Below are 22990 nucleotides of genomic sequence, written 5' to 3'. Positions count from 1 at the left end.
TATTCAAATTTGTTTGAAAGATAATAAGAGGAGAACAAAAAAATGTTAAAAAATTTTAAAGGATATCAACTAAATGAAATTGAAACAAGTTTAACAGAATTTATTAATAAAGAAAAATTTACATTAATGTATTTGAAAGAAACAGTATTCTTTCCAGAATCTGCAGGACAAATTAGTGATAAAGGAGTTATCATATTTAATAAAAAAGAATATAAAGTCCTTGGACTAGCTATTAGTGAAGATAAAGTAGTACATAAAGTAGAGTTAATTAATGATATTAAAGTAGGGTCACAAGTAATAGCCAAGTTAGATAAAAATCACAGAGATCTTGTTAGTCAAAATCACAGTGCAGCTCATTTACTTTTTGACACTTTACGTGAAATTTTTCCTACCAGTATTGGTAAAGGATATTTCAATGATGAAAGTGGTTTAAGAATGGATATGTATATTGAGCAAAAAATTTCTTGATCAAATATTTATGAACTAAATAATATAGTAAAACAGAAAATGACAACTAATGCCAAAAAAGAAGAGTTTATTGTCGATGCAAAAACTGCAAAAGAAAAATATAATTTAGCAATTGAATTTAATCAAAAACAATTAGAAGGTGACTTAAGAATTGTAAAGTTTGATAATGCTTCAATTCAACTTTGTAGTGGAACACATGTTAATTCTTTAAAAGATATTGAAGATTTTCTGATTACAAGTTATGAATCAAAGGGAAGTGGTGTTTATCGTTTCTATGCTAAAACAAAAAACTTTGAAATTAACTTAGCATATAATAGTTTTTGTGAAACAGAATTTAAAGAAGTTGAACAACTTATTTTAAAATATAGTAATTTAAAAAAGTATGGCAAAGATGATAATGTCGAAATGATGTTAAGTGCATGAGTACACTTAACAAAAAAATACAGTCAACAAAAAGAAACTAGCTGACAAGATTATATAAAATTTAAATCACTGGCAACTGATTTAAAAATTCAAATCCCAGATTTTTTAAATGAAATTGATTCTAAAAAGAAAGATTTACTATATAAAAAATATAAAGATATTAGTCCAATTTCTTCACTAGATTATAATTTATTTTCAATAGAAGAATCTTTTTTAGAAAATAAGGATTTAAACTTTATTGCAGATTTAATTTTAAAAAATAATAGTAATGCCTTTGTTGAAGTATTTGATTTAACTTCAAAAATTTATTTATGTAAATCAAATTCTAAAATTAATGCTTTAGAAAAAATGTTAAATCATTTAAGTTTTGAAATTAAAGGTGGAGGAAATGATAAAACTGCCCAAGGAAAAATAATAATTAAAAGTGTTAATTCACCACTAAACTAAAAACTCTTTACTAAAAACAATCTTTTCTATGAGTTTCTTAAACTAAAAGAAAAAATACTTTTAATCTATTAGAGAATAAGATAATTTTGTAGTTTCAAGTAATTGAAGCTACAAAAAAGGAGAGAAAGAAAAGAATGAATTTATTATTAGGCTTTATTGCAAGCGTGGGGTTAACTTCTCCAAGCGTTGCTACTATAGCAAATAATAACAACTTGAATAACACAATAGTACTAAATGAAAATGACCAAGAAAAGATAGTACTATCAAAAATAAAAACCAATGATACTGTTAGTAATCTGGATTGAACCACACCATCAACAACTGATGAGGAAATTTATGACTATATAATGACTGAAATAATGACATCAAATATGGAGAATGATATCATTACAGATGCTTTAATGGATGTTTTATTTTATCCAGAAAATTGAAAGAAAATAGGTTTCCCAATTAAAGTACCCAAACCAAATGAACAAATAAGTCAAAAATTAAAATTTATGGCTGATAAAAATAATCCAACATATTTTGGATTTTTAGAATTTAATGTCGATGTAACTAAAAGTGAAGAGATAATTGAAGAACCTAAACAACTGAGCGAGGTTATCGAATACAAGGATTTAGGAGCTATTGAAAATCCAACTCAAGATAAAGTTTTCAATAAATTTTTTGAACTTAATTCTAATATAAAAAGAACAGATGTTGAATTTGAAACTGTTAATTATAAAAATTTAATTTTGGAAGCAGACCCAAGTGGTCCTTATGTTGGCAGAGTAGTATTAACATATCAAGCAAAAGTAAAATTATTAGAAACTTGAAAATCAGAAAAAATAGAAGCTGAGGCGTATAATTCATATCAAGAAGAGAATAGGAGTTATAAAATTGAATATAAACCAGAGTTTGGACTTGAAAATTTTAGAAATAAATTTAGTAAAGTTGATTTTACTTATTCAGGAGAGTACAAAGTAAAAACTTATAATGAAGATGATTGAACAAATGTTGAACCTACAAAAACATCAATTAGTTTAGCAGATGCTTCAAGAAAGGATATATGAAATAAAGAATATTTTGGAAGTGTTAATTGAAATACTTCTAAAGCTTGAACTTATATAGAATTTACAAAGAATGATACGGAAATAGAATTAACATTTAATATTCAAGCTGAGGCATATGCAAACTGAATGAATGCTTATTGAGCAAGAGCTGGAGCACAATTGAATATTAAAAATATTCAATTTAGTTAGAAAATGAAAAAAATATTCTTATTACTTAGTATAAATTCAATATTTATACCTTCTTTGTATACAATATCATGTAAATCAAAAATTGTATGAGGAAATCCAGCTCCAAATATAAATAAGTTTGTTATTAAGAATTATCCAATAAATCGTTATAATACTCCAACCGAGGAAAGGAACTTTTTAAATTTTTTAAAAAGGACAAATAAAAATTATGGGAACGAAGTATTAATAGAAGATCAAAATATTGTTACTTATAAGGATCCTGAAACTATAAAAACTAAAATTATAAATCAACATTTAATTCATATAAAAGAAATTGAAGATTTTAATTTTGAGACTTACAAATTTGAGTTGTCTCTTTATACTTCTCAAAAGAATAGAAAATTTAAATTTATAGAATCAAAAGAGTTTGAGGTTTCGATGATATATGATATTTCAGAAAAAGAACCTAGTTCTTTTTTAAAGCAAAAAAAATGAGAAGCAAAAGATTTTATTGATAATGGTATTAAAGAAATTACTTATAAAAAATTTTATGATTTTTTTCAATCAGCTTTAATGCATTTTGCAGAAGAATTTTTTTTAAAAAAATATCAAACTGACTTTAATGTTTTAAACACAGTTGTAGATAAAATTGGGTTATGAAATATGTATGGTTCTGAAATTCAAGGTGAAGAATCTGAATCAATTATGAAAATAACAAATGATGACTATTTCTACATAAGTGAATTGGAGTTTAAAGAAACTAATTTAGAAAATCAAAAAATCTGAGGAAAAATTTGATTTTATGAGTATCCTGGGGAACCAGAAACCCCAGAAACCCCAGAACCAAAGGTTATAGATGTTAGTGATGTGATTATTGAAGATATTAAGTCTTACAGACAAAGTGTAATTTTACTTTTTTTATTTGATCTAGAAAGACTGCCATCAGATATAAATAAAATTGTATCTGATTCAATTAAGGAACAGAAACAAATTAGTCGGGCAAATATAAATTGAAGTGATAGTCAAAACATCATTATGAGTTTTGAAAAAGGAGGAGAGCAATATTTCTTTTCTAAAGAAGATATGCAAGCTTACTTTGATAGTGGTGAAACAGAAATAGAGCTTTATTTAAGCATAAATGAAAAAAATAATGATCCAGAATTAAGAGGAGATTTTTGAATTAATATTAACTGTGATAGGAAATAATGATAAGTAATATTACTTATCTTTTTTTAATTAAGTTTATCTCTCTAAAATATTTACCTTATTATTAAACTAAAAATTTTATTGCTATTTTAAACTAAAAAATATTTAAAATAGGTATTAAAGCTATAAGAGTTATAATAATGAGAGTAATAAATAGCAAAGGATAATTTTTAAAAATAAAATTTATTTTTATTAAAATTAATACTACTTATTTATAATAAGAAGTAATTAAATACCTTTGAATATTAAAATATAATTTACATGTTTAAATTTGAAACTAGTATTAATACTTTTATTCAAATGTTAAAATTGAATATGTACTTATAAAAAGTATATTATCCAATAATTAAATACGAAAGGAATATTATAAAATGAAAGATTTATTTTTTATTAAAACTATTTTTAATATTAGAAATAAAAAAGCAGAAATTGCTTTTAAGAAAAAAAATTTTTTAAATTTAGATTTATCTAATGATAATGAAATAGCAAATTTTTATTCCTTAGAACAAAGTTATAAATTTATAAAAGAAATTGGACCAAGAGGTGGAATAAAGAGATATACAATAAAAGAATCTAATAAAATAAATCCTTTCATTGAAAGCTTAGAGTTTAATAAGTTTAATAATTTGAACGAATATAACTCATATCAAATAGATAAAAGAAGGTAAGCCAGTGATTTAGATCAAAAACTAGAAAAGGAAAATAAAAAGGGTGGTTTTATCCTTTTAACATCAATAATAAGTTTTCTACTTATATTTTTATTTGGCATTTCATTAATGATAAATCTTTCTAATGATAAACCTATGAACAATTTTTTACTTATTATGTTGGTACTTTCTTTTATAGTATCTTTATCATTTCTTATTTGATATTGTCTCTTATTAAATTATTTACGTAATCTATTTCATAATTTTTATTGTAATATTGAAATAATAAATAGGGAAACATACTTTAATTTAAAGTATAAAGTACTTGAAAAAAATGATAATTCTTTAGATAATTTTTTTAATATAAAAAGAGGTATTAGTTTTAATAATATAAAAAATGGCTTATATCAAAATAGTAATTAAGGTATTTATGGAATAAAAATTATAAATGATAATCAAAAAGATACTTATAAAATTCCAATCTATATTGGTCAAGCAAATAATATTTTTAGTAGATGAAAACAACATATTAATAGTATAGAAAAAGTTTTCTATCAGAATAGAAAAGAATTAGAGCTAAAATATGAAAAAATAGTTGAATATGTAAAACACTATGACTTGAAATTAGAAAATATTTACTTCTTTATTTTAGAAGAAAACTTATCACAGATAAGTTGAACAAGAGAGGAATTAAAGAAGTTAGAAACTAATTGAATAAAGGATACAAATTCTGGTTCAAGAGGTTTTAATGCTATTAGATAGACTTTTTAGGCATAAAACTTTAAACTTTTATGCCTTTTTTATGTTTTTTTTGCTACTATATGAGTGTTGCAATAAGCAACAAAAAAATAATTTAAAAGTTTAAATTATTACTGATGGATAAATAGTTCCTGATGTGTAAGTATAACTTATTCCAGCTCCTCTCAAAGAAAGAAAAAGAGGAAATAAATATGAAAAAATTACTAATAACTTGTTCAAATTGTAATCAAGAAATTGATCTAATGCAATTAGAAACTAGAGATAGTGAAAGTATCAATGAGTTTAAAAAACACTTAGAAGAAGAGTTAACAAAAGCAATTGAAACTCAAATTACACAAAGACTGCAAAAAACTTACAGTCTTGAATTAGAGTCTCAAAAAAAAGATTTGGAACTTCAAAATGAAAAAACCATTTCTGCTTTAAAAAGCAATATTGATACATTAAATACAAGTATTGAAACTATTAAACTTAATAATCAAAGAGATTTAAAGGAATTAGAAGCAAATTTAAAAGCGAAATTCTTGGAAGAAAAACAAGTTGAAGTTACAACTTTAATGAACAAAATTCAAAAATTGGAAGCTGAAGCAAATTCTTTAGATCAACTACATGAACAAAAAGTAGAAAAACTAAAATTGGAATTAGAAAGTAACTTTAATTTGCAAAAAGCACAATGAGAAGCTAAAACAAATCAAGCTCTTTTAGAAGTGCAAAAAATTGAAAGTGAAAATAAATTAATTTTAAATCAAAAAGAGCTGGAGCTTAAAACAAAATATGAAGAAGTTATTTCTTTAAAAGAAAAAGAAATAACTGATTTAAAAGTTGCTAATGCAACAAATAGAATTTTAAACAATAAAACAAAAGGTGAAAATTGAGAGAACGAAGTAGAGTTAGAATTAAGAAAATTAGCATCTTTAACAGGAGATGAAATAAATAAAATTACACGAACAGGTACTAAAGCTGACTTTTTACAAATAGTAAGAGAGAAAGAATTAGATCTTGGAAAAATAGTTTTTGAGTGTAAAAATGGTGAATGAAAAGATAGTTGAGAGCCAAAGTTAACAGAAGATATGGCAAAGGAAGGCGCTAACTATGCTGTACTTGTTGCAACAAGTACAAATGAAAAATTTAAAGTGCCATTTTTAGTTTCACAAAAAAATAAAAATATTTTAATTGCAGATCCTGATAGTTTTGTATTTGTGTCTTCAATGGTAAGAAAATTAATTTTAATTGAATCAAATTTAAGGGGCAAATCTGATAATAATGAAGCTTATGATAAATTCAATTCATGAAAACTTAAATCCTTTGAAACATTTAAAGGCATTATACAAAAATCAATTGAAGGAATTGAAGCAAATGAAAGAACAATTGTAAATAAAGTTGAAGATATCAAAAAAAATCGTGAAAAATTATGAAGAAATTGACAGACATTAATGTTAGATTTCCTAGAAGGGTTTAATATATAGTAAATTTAATATAAATTTACTAAACTATGGGTAAAATAAATGAAAGATAATATACTTTTAATAGAGTCCGCAACACAAAATGAAGCGGACTGTATATTAAAAGAATTAGAAAAAAAATTAAAAAATAGAAAAGTGCAATTGTATAATCCAACAAAAAATCCAGTATTTAATTCTATATTTCCAAGGGATTTTTTTAGAAGAAATGGTCAATTGAACTTTGCTGTTGGTATTTTTCTAGAATACTTAGCATCAGCATACATATCTGACAAATATGATTGTTTTGCAATAGGATGAAGACCAAATAAGCGAAGAAAATTAGCTAAATTTGGGATGGATAATATACTTATATCTAAAAAAATAAATAAGTTAATAATTTTGGAGTCAAAAAGTGCATATAGTGATTTTAAAAAAAGATTGAAAGATGGTTTTGATTCTGCATTTATTCAAGAAATTACTGATGGAACATTTCTTAATGTTAAAGAGCATATTGGTATTGCAATAGAGGATCTATGAGCAATCATTAATGCCGAAGAAGAACTAAAAAATAAATTAAATAAATTATGTTTTAAGCAACTTGAGGAAGCATTTAATAAGTTTGTTGAATTAGATAGTAATAGCAATAAAGATGAAAGCCAAAAATCAAAAACAAAGAATCAAGAAAAATATTATATTAAGGATTATTTATACAAAGATTGTTTAACTTCAATTTTGTTTTTTTCAAATAAAAAAATTTTAAAAGAAGATGTAGAAAAAGATTTACGGTTATATACTAAGAATCTTAATAATCCAGATCTAGAAATAAATATTTTTTTTCCAGTAGATAAAAATTTCGGTGAAATAGATAAAAATCATGTAGATAATTTTTATAATGACTTGGAGATATTTTTTAATGACTAATAAAGATTTATTACAAAAAGTTTTAGGTATTCTAAAAAAGGAATACCTTAATATTAAATATTTAAATATTAAATTGAGAAATAATTATATTAATAATTTCTCAGGAATAATAAATTGATTGTATTGAATAAATGAATCAGATACAGAAATTAAAAATTATTTAAAAGATATATTCAATATATTAGAAGAAATTACTAATGTAAATGAATTAACTAAATTTATGTTTAAACATAAATTGGGATATAATAATAAAAAAGCTTTAACAGAAATTTTAGATATAGATAAATTAAATATAAGAAACTACATTGATAGAATAGAACAAACAAAAAATATAGGCAAGAAAAATTTATTTAATGAATTTCAAAAAAAAGCTATAAAATCCATTGAAGATAGTAATAACCTGCTTATATCAGCACCTACTTCTGTTGGTAAATCAACTTTAATTAGATGATATGCATTACAGAAATTTAAAGAAGGCAAGATGGTTATTTTTATTGTTCCAACTCTTTCATTAGTAAATGAGTATTTTAATTTTTTAAATAAAGAAGGAGTAGCAACTAATTTAAGCTCCACTTATAAAAAAAACTCAATTAATATTTTAACTCAAGAAAGAGCATTAAACTTGTTTTCCAATAATATGTCACTAATTGATAAAAATACTGTACTTATATTCGATGAATTTTATACAACTATGGCTGATTCTTATAGTGAAAGAAGTAATTTTAATTGAAATTTATTAATTTCTGCCAAAAAACAAAGTGCTAAATCATATTTTTTATTACCTTACTTAAAGAATTCCTCAATACAGATTGAAAATAGAATTGATAATTTTAAAGTGAAAGAATTAAACAGTGATAATTCTTTATCAACTCAGCTGATATTTCACTATAATGAAAAAGATAATTTAGTGTATTACAATGGGAAAGAAGGGATTAATTTAAAGATTAATCATGAAAACGAGTGATGAAAAGAAATATTAAAAACTAGAAAACAAAGTATAATATATATCTCAAATTCTAAAATTTATTTTTTAAATATAGATAATATTAATCCTCATAATTTAGATAACGAATACAAGAAAAAAATTATAATTAATTATGTAAGAGAATTTATAACAGAGTATGATAATTTTAGAATTTTTGAATTTATTAAAATGAATTGTTTAATTCACAATGGAAATATGGAAACAACTTTAAGAAGGATGATAGAGAAATCTTTTAGAGAAGGTGACTTTATAAATATTTTTTGTTCTAGTACTATTACTTACGGAGTAAATCTTAATTGTGAAAGACTAATAATACTTAATTCAAGAACTAATGGAAACAAAGCCGACTATTTAAATTTAGCAAATTTAGTTGGAAGAGTTGGAAGAGTTGGAAGTAAAATTGTGGGTGAAGTATTCACTAGTATAAAGAGTGTTTTTAACAAATTTAATAAATTTCAACCGGATTCAATTTTCAATAAAAATATTAAAACAAATGAAATTGAATTAAAAAATATAATTGAGAAAGTAAAACAAAATAAAGAAAAAAATATGGAAAACTGAAATAAGATAGTTTTTAATATAAAATCAAAAAAAAATAATGTTAAATTTAGTAGAGAGTTGTCAGATTCTTTGGATAGTATTGAAAATAAAGTTATTGATCCAGAAGGTAATATTAAAAAAATTACAAGGAATATAATCTAATTGATTTCGTTAATCCAATTATTAAAGTAAAGGAGTTTAATGATTTAATTCTAGATAATTTGGAGCTTTATAAAAATTATTTAATAAATATTAAAGCTGATGATAAAAATAGAGACAATATATTTGATTTATTTAAAAATTACTACTATGTATCAAATGATAATGATTTTTTCTTAAATAGAATTAGGCTAGTATTTGATGATTTTATATTCAATAAAAGTATAAAAATTGGTTATATGAATTATTTAAATTCTGTAACTTCCTCAAATGAAACATATTATATTTCAGATGTATATCACTCAATTTCAAATAAGAGATTTTTCAATGAGGATGAACAATTTGATTATAGTAATAAAACTCATATGAATAAATTTATTGATTTTTATATACTGAATAGAAATAATATTTTGGAAAAATATATTAAGCCTTTTTTAATAATATTACTTCTTTAGTTTTCAATGAAGCATCTAATAAAATTGATGAAATAATTTATAATGAAGAATTAGAAGAAGAAGATGAAAATAAGGATATTAAAAGAGAAATATTATTAGTATTGAATTCAATGGATATAAATAGAAATTTTATATCTAAAATAATAGGAAATTTAGATTATAATGAGTTAAATTATGATTATAGTATTAAAAATATTATTAAATGTTTAAAAATAAAAAAATATCAAGAATATCTTGAAATGGTTATCTAGTTTTTCTGAATCTATTAATATTTTTTAAAAAAAGCAAATAAATCTATTGCTTTTTTTTTTTTTTTTCCTTGAAAATAAAAATATTAGAAAGATAAATTTATTTCTTTATAGTATGAGAAATTATTTTGAGCAAAAAAAGATGCTAGATTATAAAAAAATTGATAGAAACAAACTAACTGAGAATAAGAATTATTTAAAACAACAAATCATAACATATTTGGGAAATAAAAGAGCATTGATTGAGTTTATTGAACAAGAGATAAAACAAATACAATCTAAGTTAAAAAATAATAAAACAATTAATGTTGACTTATTTAGTGGATCAGGAATTGTTTCAAGAATGTTAAAAAAATACTCCAGTAAATTAATAAGTAATGATTTAGAACTATATTCCTATTTTTTAAATAAGTGTTATCTCACTAACATTAATAAATTTAATGATAAGGAGTATGAAATTGAAAAAAATAAAGTTTTAGAGTTTATGAAAAATAATCAAATAAGGGGACATATATACAATTCTTATGCTCCAAAAAATATCCAAAATATAAAAATAAATGAAAGAGTTTTTTACACTACTGAGAATGCAATTTTTATTGATACCTTGAGAAATGCAATTGATAAAGTTGTTAAAGAAGAGTATAAGATATTTTTTTTAGCACCACTACTTGTTGAAAGCTCAATAAAAAATAATACAGCAGGGTTATTTAAAGGTTTTTATAAAGACAAAAATACTGGTGTTGGTAAGTTTGGTGGAACTGGTGAGTATGCATTGAGTAGAATAAAATCAAAAATAGTAATTAATAAGCCAATCTTAAGTAATTTTAATTGTAAAGTAGAAGTAAGGTGCGAGGATGCTAATGAATTAGCTAAACAAATTAAATATGCAGATATTGTCTACCTAGACCCACCTTATAATCAACATCCTTATGGTTCTAATTACTTTATGTTAAATATAATTGCAAAAAATAAAATTGAAAGTGATATAAGTAAAATATCTGGAATACCAAAAAATTGGAATAGGTCAGTTTACAATAAAAAAAGTATAGTTTTAAATGAGTTTGAAAAGTTAATCCATAATTTGAGAGCAAAATACATAATTATATCCTATAACTCTGAGGGTTTTATGAAGATAAAGGATATAGAACTTATTTGTAAAAAATATGGAGAGGTATCAATTAAAGATATTCCATATAATACTTTTAGAGGTAGTAGAAATTTAAATGAACGTAGTTTATATGTTTCTGAGTACTTAATTGTTTTAGAAAAAAGGGGTTTTTAATATGTTAATGAAAATAAAAGATTTAATTAGACAAAATTATAAATATGATACAAAGTTTCAAAGAGGTAGTGACGCTTGAACTACAAAATTAAGAAAATTACTAATTGACTCAATATGAAATAATTATTATATTCCTGAAGTTTTAATTGCAAATAATGAAGTAATGGATGGTAAGCAGAGAATTTCAGCAATTATTCAATTTACAAATGATAAGTTTGATGTAATACTTGATAATAGAAAAATCAAATATAGTGACCTAAATGAGTTTGAACAAAGTAGATTTGATAACTACGAAATTAATGTAAGAGATTTAGGAAATATTGATGAAAATAAAATACTTACAACTTTTTTAAGAATTAATGAGGGTAGTGTAAAATTAAGTAAAGCCGAGTTATTAATGGCAAAAGCAACAGACCTTAATAGAGAATTAATTAAAAATTTGGCAATGGATAAAAAAATAATAGAGATGTCAAATAATAAAAAAAATGATAAAAGATTTACAATTGAAGAATTAATTATTAGAATTTTCTCTATAATTGATATACAGAAAACAAAGCAAAAAGGTTCTGTAAGAAGCAATATGGAAAATATTATAAAAAATAAAATAGTAAATGATATTGATTTAGCAGTATTTAAAGAAGCTATAAATGTAATGTTCTTAATAGTGGGAAATGATACTATAAGAATAAAGTCTTTTAATACATTATTTGAATCTATTTTTATGTCTTTTTTCAATAATATAGAACATAAAAATTCATTTTTAAATAATCAAAATATTTTAAAAAAAGAGCTATATAATGTTCAAAATGCTATAAATGAAGTTCAAATGGGTGGAGGGAATAAATATGATGATTTTAAGTATGTAAAAAATAGGATAGGTATGGTTGATAATATACTATGTAAGTATTTTAAAGATAAAAAGAGAAACTTTACTTATGATGAAAAACTTGAAATCTGAAATAATAATGAGCATAGTTGTATGTATTGCAAAAAAACACTAAAAAATATAAGTGAGTTTGAACCGGATCATGTAGTATCACATACAATGGGGGGTAAAACCAGACTTGAAAACTCTCAAATCTTATGTATGAAATGTAACAGAACTAAAAGTGGAAAGTAAATTTTAAGCTAATATTTTTATGCATACTTAATTTACTTTTATATTTCTTTGTATAGTAGATTTTCTATTTTTTATTCATTAAAAAACCAGTATTAAAACTAATACTTTTCTTATATATAAGAGCTCTTATTTATAAACTGATATATTTTTTATTATTAATCAAATTAAGTCTATTATATCTATGCTAAAATATTTATTGAAATAGAATCTTGGTAAAAAATATGAAAAAAAATTTTGACTTATTTTATAATAATTTAAAGCCTTCGATTATGGAAATTAAGGATTATGTTGACTATCAAAAGGTTTTTAATAATGTTTATAAAAGAGATAGTGATTTAAAACTTTTAAATCAGGTTTTAAAAAGTGACAATCCAGTAAAAGAACTTGAATTAGTATTAGAGTCAAACCCATCAATTAAAACATTAATTCCAAATTTAATTGCAATTAGAAAAAATATTATTCAAACAATTGATAGGGAAATTAATATTGGTCAAAACTCATCGATAGAGGATGTTTTAGAATTAATTGAAAAAAGTGGTATTATCAGGTTTTTTAAAGAAAAAAAAATTACTAATATAATTGATTACCTTATTGGACTGGAAGTTGGAATGGATACAAATGCCAGAAAAAATAGGGTTGGAAAAATAATGGAAAATAAATGTGAGCAAATATTGAAACAAAAAGAGCTAAATTTTTACAAACAAATTAAATTAAAAGAAATGGAGAAGCATTTTCCAGAGTATGATTTCTCTTTACTTTTAAATGAATTTGATGATAAAACAGCTGATAAACTTATTGACTTTGTTATTAAACATAATAATATTTATTATTTAATGGAAGTTAATTTTTATAGTTCAAGTGGTAGTAAGTTAAATGAAACTTGTAAATCATATATGTACTTAAGTGATAAGATAAATAAGTATGAAAATATTAAATTTATTTGAATAACAGATGGATGAGGATGACAGCAAACTAAAAATCAAATTAAGGATGCATATCAAAATATTAAATACTTATATAATCTTGAAGAATTGGAAAAAAATAATTTTAATTTATTAGTGGAGGAATAAAAAAATGGCTAAACCAATTCTGAAATGAGTGGGTGGTAAGACTCAAATAATTAATGAAATTAAAAATGAATTTCCAAATAATTTTAATAACTATTTTGAGCTTTTTATTGGTGGAGGTGCATTAACCTTTGATATGTTAAACTCAAAAACAATAATTAATGATTTAAACTCAGAAGTTATAAATTTATATTTATGTATAAGAGATAATTATGAGAGTGTTGTTGACTATATAGAGAATTTTAGGATTAAATATAATAAAAGTCCTGAAAAGTTTTATTATAAATTAAGAAGTTATGAAGAGAAGTATTTTGAAAAAAATAAGTTTATGGATGCTGCTAGAACTCTTTTTTTGAATAAAACCTGTTTTAATGGTTTATTTAGAAAAAACTCAAAGGATGAATTTAACGTACCTTGGAATAAAAAAATAATTGCCCCAAAAATATATGATATTGATAATATTATTATTATTTCCAATTTTTTAAAGAAAATAAATATTCAAAATAAATCATTTGAATATTTCAAAAATAAAATAAAAAAAGGAGATCTTGTTTATTTAGATCCTCCTTATGATAAATTAAATAATTCTACTTTTGAAGCCTATAATAAGGATTCTTTTGGAAAAGAGGGGCAAATTGCCTTAAAAGAATTTTGTGATTTTATTAATGAAATTGGAGCTAAATTCATTTTATCTAATCATGACACAACTTTCATTAAAGAAATATATAAAAAATATAATATAAAAATAATTAGGGCAACAAGAATGGTAAATTCAAAAAGTTCTGGAAGAGGAAAAATAAATGAACTTTTAATAAAAAATTTCTAATTTTTATTTTATAAATATCAAAATATTTTTATATTTATAAAATTTTTTTGATATTATAAAAGTGTTAAAGAAAGGGTAGAAAAATGTCAGAAAACAGAAAAAAATGAAGTAAAACAGAATTGAAAAATATATGAGTTGATTATATTGAAAATAAAATTTGAAAGTTAAATTTTAATGAAGACGAACTTGATAATTCATGAAATTTAAATAGTGAAGCTCCGTGCCCATATCAAAATAAATGTCTTCAAAAGCAAAATGATGCAGGAAAAATGCTAAGATGCCAGTATCAGGGTAATCAAAATGGTGATTACAAATGGTCTGTTGACCATATTGATGGTAATCCAAAAAATAATAATATTAATAATTTATGACCTATGCACCCTGATTGCAATAAACATAAGAATTAATTAAACTTATTTTTTTAAATTATAGAAGAGGAAACAAAATGGAAGCAAGATTATTGAGTATACATAATTTTTTTGACAATTCATCTAGTCAATTTTATATACCAGTATTTCAGCGTGAGTATGTTTGAAATACAACAAATATAAATCAACTTTTAACAGACTTAGAAAGTGTTTTAGAACAAAAGCATGAGTCACATTTTTTTGGAAATGTGATATATAAAACATATAATAAAGATAATTTTACATTAAAACAATTAATTGATGGACAACAAAGAGTTACAACTTTCTTTTTAATTTTAAACTCTATTAAGAATTATCTTTTAAATAATGATAGCAATAATGAATATATAGAAAGAATAACAGATTTATTTTTAGAAAATAGATTTATACCTGATAAGTATAAGTTAAAATTAAAGCCAGAAATTGATAATACTGATGTTTATGAAAAAATTTCTAAAAATGAATTGAAAGAATTAGAGAATAATTCAAAAAAATACAATAAAAATAATTTATTTAATAATTACAAAATTATTGAAAAAACAATTTTAAAGTGATTTAACTGATTTGGAATTGAGAAAATATTTAATTTATTTTCAAAAATTAAAATAGTTCAAATTATTATTGAAGAGAAAGACAATGTAGATCCTCATAGAATATTTGAATCAATAAATAGCACAGGTGTTGATTTAAGTAATTTTGATTTAATTAGAAATTATATTTTAATGAAATATAATGACGATGAACAAGAAAAAATGTTTAGAGATTTATGAAAACCATTAGAAATTAGAATCTCATCAATTAATAAAAAAACTATTGACAAAATAATTAGAATTTTAATTCAGTTTTTAAAAAAAGATTATGTTTCTGAAAAGGAAATATATCATAATTTTAAGGAAATATTTGTAGATACTAATGAAAAAGAAATAATTAAGAAACTAAATTATGCACTAGATCTATATGAATATTTTTATCATAAGGATAATGATAAAATTGAAAAAGTAAATTATGATACTTTTGTAAATTTGCAACCTAATAAAAATGAGTTATACGCAACAATATTTATGATCCTCCTTGACAAATATAAGTCTAAGCAAATTGATGAAATAATTTACAATGAAAGTATTAAAATATTGTCAGAATATATCTTAAGAAGGAAAGTAGCTGATCTAGATACTTCTCCAATTACAAGATTTTTTAATGAAACTTTAATTAAAAAAATAAGAAATGAAAGCACAAATTTAGCAAAAATATTAAAAGAGGAATTATTTAGTAATGTAAATGATACTCAAATGTATGCTCCAAGTAATAGTGAAATTAAAAATAGATTAGAAAATATAAATTTTTATGATTTAGCTATTTGTAAAATATTTTTATGATATTTAGAAAATTGAAATAATCCCATACATTTAAGATTTAATTCTTTAACAATTGAACATATTGCACCTAAATCCTTTTCAAAAGGGAATTGAATAGAAAATTTAGAGGTTGAAAATGAAGTAGAGTATCAAAATAAGATTAATTTGTTAGGAAATTTAACAATTTTACCAGATAAGGCTAATAAAATATTGGCAAATGACTCGTGAGAAATAAAGCAAACAAAATTAGCAGAGTTTAAACACATAAAACTTAATGAAGATTTATTATCTATAAATAAATTTGACATTTATTATTTATTAAATAGACAAAAAAAATTAGTGGATCACTTTTTTAATATATTTTTATAGTTATATGTTAAAGTTAATTAAAATAATGATAAAATTTATTTGAGAATTTTTAATAAAAAGTAAGGTAATATTATGTATAGAATAGATAGAAATAATTATTATGATGAATCAAAAAATAGTACTGTTTATACGCCAACTATATTATCTGATTTTTTATTTAAAATATTAAATAAAGAAATTGATAAAAAGAGTTATATTTTTGATCCTTGTGTTGGAAAAGGATCTCTTTTAAAACCTTGAAAAAAAAATGGTTGAAAAATAGTTGGTATGGATATTGAAAAACAAGGTTTTTTAAATACAAAAGTTAAAAACTATTTGGAAATTAATTTTAATAAAGATCTAAAAAATATAAAACCATCATTAGTAATAATGAATCCTCCATTCAATGTTGATAATGAAACAATAGATTATATTAAAGCCAATAAATATGGCAATGGTAGTGCTAGACCTTTTTTGCCAGAGGTTTGACTTGATAAGACGATAGAACTTTTTGGCAAGGATATTCCAATTGTTATGTTTACTCCATATGGATTTAGATTAAACTTAAAATCAGCAAATGGAGGTAGTAAAAGATATAAAAAATTTAAGGATGGCAAAATCCCGAAAATAACTTCTATTATTTCTCTTCCAGTAGATGTATACAAAGAAGTTAAATTTCATTCAGAAATAATTATTTTTAATGTAGAGGGAATAAATCCACATTATATGTTTTAAAGGAGAGTATTTATGTCAAGAATAACTGAAAAAAATTTAATTAATTTATTAAAAGAAGTAAAAGTATTTAATATACCGGAATATCAAAGAGAATATAGTTGAAATGAAGAAAAAATTGAACTTATAATGGAACCATTATTATGTGAAACTAATAATTCAATGTTTTCTGGTAATCTTATTTTAAAAATTGGAGACGAAAAAGATATAATTGATGGACAACAAAGATTAGTTACATATATAATAATAATTTTAGCATTATATTTAAAAAGTGATTCAGAGACTTATTTAGGTGAAGAACTTAAAGAAATTGCTGAAAAAATAATAGATGGAAATTTAATAAAATTTAATAAAATAAAAGACTCAAAATCATTTGAAAGAATCAAACAGTATGTTTCAGACAATATTAAAATAAAAAATAACTCTGAAATTCCAAAAAAAACTTTAATGGAAAAATCTTTTTTATCTATTTGAAAAAAAATTCATAAGGAAAATATTGAAGAAGTTATTAATAGATTAAATCAGGTTTTTTTCTCTATTTTTTATGTAAATACAGAAGATGAAGCTATTGAAACATTTGTTATAATGAATACAAGAGGTCAACAACTGAAGAAATGAGATGTTGTAAAAAGTAAATTTATACTTTCTTCATTAGAAAGAGATGATTCATTTGAAAGATGAAATAAGATTGAATCTTATTTATCTTATGACATTTCAAAAAAAGAATATTTTCTATTATTTTTTTTAAACTCAAAATTAGTTGAAAATATAAGTCAAAAAGAAATTATAAAGAAATTTCATGAGTTAATTGAAGAAAATAAGGATAATTTGAAAAAATTGGAAGAAGATATGATTCATTATGCTGAAATTCTGTCTGAAATTTATAATCCGACAAAAAATTATTGAAAAGAAATATATGAAACTGTTTATGATATATCTAACTTCACATTTAAACAATTATTTCCTATTATTGCAATTATAAAATTAAGTCTAAATAGAAAGAATAATTCAGAATTACAACAAAAAAATTATATAAATTTATTATCAGATCTTCTATTATATCTTATTAGAACATCTACAATTTCTAATGTTTATGGTACCGAACCAAGAAAATTAATAATTAAGATTAAGGAAGATTTATTTGATTCAAAAAACAAATTTAATTATAAAGAGTATTCAACTTTTAATTTTACATCTCTAATCAAAATTAATGAGATTATTAAGGATAAAACATATGAGACATCTTCTGATGAAAAACTGGCTAAGTGAATTTTAAGAAAATTTTATATAATAAAAACTAAAATAAATAAAAAAGATAGTTATAATAAAGAATTATTATTTAACTCATTTGAAAAAGTTTCATTAGAGCATATTGTTGATAAGAATATTAATAGAAATTATTTTGATAATATGGAAAACAATAAATTTCTATTAAAGGAATGATATGTTGAAGAAAAAATAAATACACCAAAAGAAATTTTTTCAATTGGTAATTTTACTATATTACACAGAAATGAAAACTCAATGCTTGGTAATAAAAGCTGAAAAAAATTGTATAGGAAATTGGATTTTTTTTGAGGAAACACCTATGATTCTCTTCATTTGTTAAAATTGGAAGATGAAAACAGTGGATTTAAAAATTGTCCAAAATTAATTGATAAAAAAACAATTAACTTAAGAGAAAAGTATATTATAGATAATGTAACAAAAAATAATATTTTTAAGTTTAGTTTTGAAGAATAAATTAGTTTTAGGATGAGCCAAAGACTATTTAGTAATTTTAAAAGAGATATTTTTTTAAAAAGCCAATACTATTTTCTAACTTATCAAAAAAAATAAGAAACTATATTATTATATAGATTGCATTAAAAAATAAAATTTAATTTTTATTAAATCTTTACTTTTATATTTTTCTGAGTTCTATTGACATTAACTATGTTTTTTAAAGTTATTTCAATTAAAGCTTTTTTAATATAAAAATCAGTATTTTTAAAAATTTTTATTGGCTATTTTATATTAAAATAATTTTTAAAATTTAGTAGTGTTTTTTTTGTACAAAAAATAAATTAGTTAATTTTTTATTTAATATGATAATTCAAATTTATATAGTATAAAAAAGGAATATTTTTTTTTTTTTTTTAATTAAAGAAATATCAATAATTTAATCTCTATAATTAATTTATTAGTATTTTTAGTGAGGTTAAAATGAAATTAAAAGACTTATTTTATATAAAAAGAGGAGCTGTTTTAAATAGAAGTGAGCATTTTATAAAGGAATGCAAAAACTGCTATAGTAATAAATTTCAAACTATAAATGTTTTTCCAAATAATCAAAGAGACTTTTGTAAGGAAATAACAAAGAAAGTTTTTATTAAAGAAAATGATATATTAGTTTATTTAAATTATCCTTATACAATAAAAATTGCTACAAAAGAAGATAATAATAAAATAATTTCATCGAACTATTTAATTTTAAGATCAATTAATAAAGTCAATAGTAAAAAAACTGTTCAAATTATCAAAGAGGGAATTATTGCTAACCAGGATAGAAGTAAAAAAGAAATTATTAAAATAGAAGAATTTAATGATTATAATTTAAGGGATTATGAGTATTTAATGATAACTTCAAAAGTAAATTTGGATAGAAACTTAACTAATTTATTAAAATTAATAATTATTAATTTCACAATATTGATGTTATGGTTACTGCTTACTTCTGTTTTAGCAAGTATCGTTCAAGGAACAATAATCTATACTTTTGTAATTGTTTCAATTTGTTTAACTATTACAATAGGAGTTGAAATTATCGTATTTCTTGTTTTGTATTTTACAAATAAAAATCGAGTTAAAATCTCTAAGACAAGTAAACGCTTAATAAAGTTACAAGAACTATATAAAAATGAATTGATATCTTTAGAAGAATATCAAAAACAACGTAAAGAAATTTTAAAATCAGTTTAACGTGTCATTGTTTTTCAATGACATTTTTATTTATCTTTTTCTACTAAATTAATAGTGGAGGAACAAAATATGTCAAAATTTTGAATTAGTTTTTATACAAAAATATTTTTCTGTTTTATTGTTATATCAATTAAAAGTGTTATTATCATTTCAACTGCTATAAATGGGGCAGTTAATGATAATATGCATTGAAGTGTAAAGTTTATCACTTCGCTCTTGCTAATGCTATTGTGAAGCTTGTGAGTTATTATTGATATTTTAGCTTGTCTTTATTCAATTAAAGCAGAAAAGGCAAAAACTGCATTGAGTTGAAATATCGTGGGAATAGTTTTTAACTCCATTAACTTTATTACAGCTATATCAGTATATTGTAATGATTATACTTATGATTACTTAATCTTAATGATTTGTTCATTGGGATTAATATTGATGTATGGTTTAACAATTTATTTTGAAAAAAATAAAAAGCAGATTTGATAATCTGCTTTTTATACTTACAAAGTATAGTTTTTAAATAATTTAAGCTCTATTATTTGAACCAAAAGCTCTAATTTTAATAATGGCTTCTTTTTTTACTTTTTCAATTGCAAATGTACCATATTTTCTGGCATCAAAGTCATTTGGATTTTCTTCAAAATATTGCTTTAACCCATCAGCACAAGCTATTTTTAAATCAGTGCCAATATTAATTTTTGTAATTCCTAATTTTATAGCTTTTTGTAAATCTTTTAATGGAACTTGACTTGACCCATGTAAAACCAAGGGAGTTTTAATTTTGCTGGCAATTTCTTTTAATAAATCAAATTGCAATTTGACTTCACCTTTAAATAAACCATGGCTTGTACCTATAGCAATAGCTAAAGCATCAACTTTTGTTAAATTGTTAAATTCAATTGCTTGATTAATATCACTATAACCATTTGATTTTGAATTTCTATCATCTTCTTTACCACCAACATGGCCAATTTCTGATTCTACTTCAACACCTTTACTTTTTGCATAATTAACAACTTCTAAAGTTTCTTTGACATTTTCATCAAAGGGTTTCAAAGAAGAATCTAGCATTACACTAGAGAAACCAGCATCGATTGCTTTTTTTATTAAAGCAATATCAAAGCCATGATCTCAGTGTAAAATAACAGGTACTTTCGCTTTATCGCAAGCTGTTAAGCCAAGAGCAAATACATAATCAAGACCCATATATTTAGCAGCACTTTCAGTTACCATTAAAATTACTGGAGAGTTTTCTTCTTCAGCAGCTTCAATAATAGCTTTCATCATTTCAAGGTTATCAAAATTAAAGGCAGCAAGAGCATAACCTAATTTTTGAGCTTTTAATAGTTCTATTTTTAAACTAGTTTTCATTTAACATCCTCATTCTTTCCTTAATATCTTACTACCTTTTTAACTCTATCTTAAATATAATATATTATGAAAAAGGTAAAAAAAGGTATTTTTATAAGTTGGTTAATAATGAAACTGCTATTTTTTAAAATTAAAGCAAAAATTTATAAAATTAAGTATATTAATAATTAAAAATAGAAGTATTAATAACAAAATTAAGTGCGTGTTATATAGCAAATAAACTAATAGAAGAATATAAGTTAACTATAGAATAAAATAGTTTTTTTAAAAAGGAACAGTACAGTATTTAATAACTATTGTAGTGTAACCTTTTTTCGGACACATTTTAAAAATACTTTATATATTGATATAAAATATTTGTGAACGAAGAGAGGTTTTATTTTGACTAAGTATTCAATAAATCAAAAAATTGAATTAGTATTAAATTTTTATAAATCCAATTTATTATTAACGCAGTATTCAAAAGCAGTAGGAATTGATAAATCAAGATTAAAAAACTGAATAAAAATTTATGATGAAAATGGAAGAAATGGATTTAAAAAGTCCTTTAAAGCCAATAATGAGGAGATTATAAATTTAAAAAAAGAGCTTAAAAAATCAAAAAGAGAGAGTGAAGATTTCAAATTAAGAGATGAAATGTTTAAAGAATTAAGAGAAATGATTGATAGAAAGAAGTAAATAAGTGAGAGTTAAACACATTTAAATCAAAAGTAGTTTATAACTTTACAATTAAATACCCAAATATTGCAATTAGAAGACTTTGCAGACTAATTGATCTAGCAAAAAGTACTTACTATGATTGAATATCAAAAGGTAAACCAAAAATTAAGGCTATTAATTGAGATTTAGTTTTGAGAATTAATGATGTTTATAAAAATGAAGTTAAAATCTATGGATCTAGAAGATTATTGAAGTATTTAGATTTAAATTGTAGTCATAAAAAAATTCTGAGAATAATGAAGTTTCTAAAGTTAAAACCTAATAACTATAAAATAAAAAAGAATAAATCAGTTACTCCAGAAAAAATTGGTAAGTATCCTAGATTATTCAAATATCAAACAGATTTGAAAAAATATGGAGATATTTTCTCTGTAGATATTACAGAGAAAATAATAGCAGGATGCAAACTATATACTTGTGCTTTTTATCATGTAAACACTAAAAAAGTTTATGGTTTGGTAACTAAAAATATTAAAGGTATGAAATTAGTATTAGAGTCATTTTTTAATATGGTTAATGAGTTTGGAACTTTTAAACCAAACTCAATTATTCACTCTGATAATGGCTCAGAATTTAAATCTTATCAATATCGCTTAGCTACAATGTGATTTGGTTTTGGCTTAAGTATGTCTAGAATTGGTAGATCAACGGACAATGGATATATTGAAGGTTTTTGAAGTACTCTTAAAAGAGAAGCAATTAAGGAAGGATATAAATACAATGTTGTAAATGAATATATTTATAATTTGAAAATGTATCAATATTTTTATAATAATAATAGAGTTAGTTATAAAATATAGGTGTCCGAAAAAAAGGAACAGTACAGTATTTAATAACTATATAAATATCTATTAAATTATGTTATTATATATACAAGTTTATGATACAAT

The 22990-nt window shown here is 22.3% G+C and carries 22 protein-coding genes; 21 read left to right on the top strand and 1 reads right to left on the bottom strand.

All coding sequences use genetic code 4. The features are described from left to right. Window positions 1–42 precede the first annotated feature (42 nt). The 19 genes from AACL15_RS03575 (at window position 43) to AACL15_RS03485 (ending at window position 20495) form a co-directional block, all read left to right on the top strand. Window positions 43–1338 (top strand): alanine--tRNA ligase-related protein, encoded by a 1296-nt coding sequence (locus AACL15_RS03575; RefSeq protein WP_339033516.1) that lies wholly within the window; start codon window positions 43–45, stop codon window positions 1336–1338. A gap of 134 nt (window positions 1339–1472) precedes the next feature. Beyond that, a complete protein-coding gene (locus AACL15_RS03570; protein WP_339033514.1) occupies window positions 1473–2579 on the top strand; it encodes a hypothetical protein in 1107 nt (368 codons plus the stop codon). A gap of 3 nt (window positions 2580–2582) precedes the next feature. Beyond that, complete coding sequence (locus AACL15_RS03565) at window positions 2583–3764, top strand: hypothetical protein (protein ID WP_339033512.1); 1182 nt, start codon at window positions 2583–2585, stop codon at window positions 3762–3764. Window positions 3765–4135: 371 nt separating this feature from the next. Next, window positions 4136–4432, top strand: a complete 297-nt coding sequence (locus tag AACL15_RS03560) for a hypothetical protein (protein ID WP_339033510.1) — start codon at window positions 4136–4138, stop codon at window positions 4430–4432. 597 nt (window positions 4433–5029) lie between these two features. Further along, on the top strand, window positions 5030–5173 hold the full coding sequence (locus tag AACL15_RS03555; RefSeq protein ID WP_339033507.1) for a hypothetical protein: 144 nt from the start codon (window positions 5030–5032) through the stop codon (window positions 5171–5173). A 188-nt stretch (window positions 5174–5361) separates the two neighbouring features. Further along, a complete protein-coding gene (locus tag AACL15_RS03550; RefSeq protein ID WP_339033506.1) occupies window positions 5362–6633 on the top strand; it encodes a DUF2130 domain-containing protein in 1272 nt (423 codons plus the stop codon). Between the two features lie 39 nt (window positions 6634–6672). Next, a complete protein-coding gene (locus AACL15_RS03545) occupies window positions 6673–7530 on the top strand; it encodes a hypothetical protein (protein ID WP_339033504.1) in 858 nt (285 codons plus the stop codon). Next, window positions 7523–9217 (top strand): DEAD/DEAH box helicase, encoded by a 1695-nt coding sequence (locus tag AACL15_RS03540; protein ID WP_339033502.1) that lies wholly within the window; start codon window positions 7523–7525, stop codon window positions 9215–9217. Before AACL15_RS03545 ends, AACL15_RS03540 begins: the two co-directional genes overlap by 8 nt. Window positions 9218–9276: 59 nt before the next feature. Continuing rightward, complete coding sequence (locus tag AACL15_RS03535) at window positions 9277–9669, top strand: hypothetical protein (protein WP_339033501.1); 393 nt, start codon at window positions 9277–9279, stop codon at window positions 9667–9669. Between the two features lie 390 nt (window positions 9670–10059). After that, window positions 10060–11199, top strand: a complete 1140-nt coding sequence (locus tag AACL15_RS03530) for a DNA adenine methylase (protein ID WP_339033499.1) — start codon at window positions 10060–10062, stop codon at window positions 11197–11199. 1 nt (window position 11200) lies between these two features. After that, entirely contained in the window at window positions 11201–12319 is a 1119-nt protein-coding gene (locus AACL15_RS03525; protein WP_339033497.1) for an HNH endonuclease family protein, read from the top strand. Between the two features lie 221 nt (window positions 12320–12540). Continuing rightward, on the top strand, window positions 12541–13389 hold the full coding sequence (locus AACL15_RS03520) for a DpnII family type II restriction endonuclease (protein WP_339033495.1): 849 nt from the start codon (window positions 12541–12543) through the stop codon (window positions 13387–13389). Window positions 13390–13393: 4 nt separating this feature from the next. Beyond that, window positions 13394–14212, top strand: a complete 819-nt coding sequence (locus AACL15_RS03515) for a Dam family site-specific DNA-(adenine-N6)-methyltransferase (protein ID WP_339033493.1) — start codon at window positions 13394–13396, stop codon at window positions 14210–14212. 83 nt (window positions 14213–14295) lie between these two features. Next, the gene (locus tag AACL15_RS03510) at window positions 14296–14619 is read left to right on the top strand and encodes an HNH endonuclease (RefSeq protein WP_339033491.1); all 324 of its coding nucleotides are present in this window, start codon (window positions 14296–14298) and stop codon (window positions 14617–14619) included. Window positions 14620–14657: 38 nt separating this feature from the next. Beyond that, entirely contained in the window at window positions 14658–16343 is a 1686-nt protein-coding gene (locus tag AACL15_RS03505; RefSeq protein WP_339033489.1) for a DUF262 domain-containing HNH endonuclease family protein, read from the top strand. Window positions 16344–16415: 72 nt separating this feature from the next. Next, a complete protein-coding gene (locus AACL15_RS03500; RefSeq protein ID WP_339033487.1) occupies window positions 16416–17057 on the top strand; it encodes an N-6 DNA methylase in 642 nt (213 codons plus the stop codon). A 12-nt stretch (window positions 17058–17069) separates the two neighbouring features. Further along, a complete protein-coding gene (locus tag AACL15_RS03495) occupies window positions 17070–18797 on the top strand; it encodes a DUF262 domain-containing protein (RefSeq protein WP_339033485.1) in 1728 nt (575 codons plus the stop codon). A 462-nt stretch (window positions 18798–19259) separates the two neighbouring features. Further along, the gene (locus AACL15_RS03490; RefSeq protein ID WP_339033483.1) at window positions 19260–20015 is read left to right on the top strand and encodes a hypothetical protein; all 756 of its coding nucleotides are present in this window, start codon (window positions 19260–19262) and stop codon (window positions 20013–20015) included. Window positions 20016–20084: 69 nt separating this feature from the next. Then, on the top strand, window positions 20085–20495 hold the full coding sequence (locus AACL15_RS03485) for a hypothetical protein (RefSeq protein ID WP_339033481.1): 411 nt from the start codon (window positions 20085–20087) through the stop codon (window positions 20493–20495). Window positions 20496–20534: 39 nt separating this feature from the next. On the opposite strand, the gene AACL15_RS03480 is transcribed toward AACL15_RS03485, so the two are convergent. Continuing rightward, complete coding sequence (locus AACL15_RS03480; protein ID WP_339033479.1) at window positions 20535–21380, bottom strand: class II fructose-bisphosphate aldolase; 846 nt, start codon at window positions 21378–21380, stop codon at window positions 20535–20537. 381 nt (window positions 21381–21761) lie between these two features. Between AACL15_RS03480 and AACL15_RS03475 the strand changes: the two genes are divergently transcribed. Both AACL15_RS03475 and AACL15_RS03470 read left to right on the top strand, forming a co-directional pair. Next, the gene (locus AACL15_RS03475; RefSeq protein ID WP_339033477.1) at window positions 21762–22058 is read left to right on the top strand and encodes a hypothetical protein; all 297 of its coding nucleotides are present in this window, start codon (window positions 21762–21764) and stop codon (window positions 22056–22058) included. Between the two features lie 173 nt (window positions 22059–22231). Next, window positions 22232–22900 carry a DDE-type integrase/transposase/recombinase gene (locus tag AACL15_RS03470; protein WP_339033475.1) on the top strand — a complete coding sequence of 223 codons (669 nt, stop codon included), beginning with the start codon at window positions 22232–22234 and terminating at the stop codon, window positions 22898–22900. Window positions 22901–22990: the final 90 nt, after the last annotated feature.

Source organism: Spiroplasma endosymbiont of Cantharis rufa, from assembly GCF_964019665.1.
Lineage (GTDB): Bacteria > Bacillota_I > Bacilli_A > Mycoplasmatales > Mycoplasmataceae > Spiroplasma_A.
The sequence above is the reverse complement of the archived record's forward strand: the minus strand, read 5'-3'. Positions and strand labels throughout refer to the sequence as shown.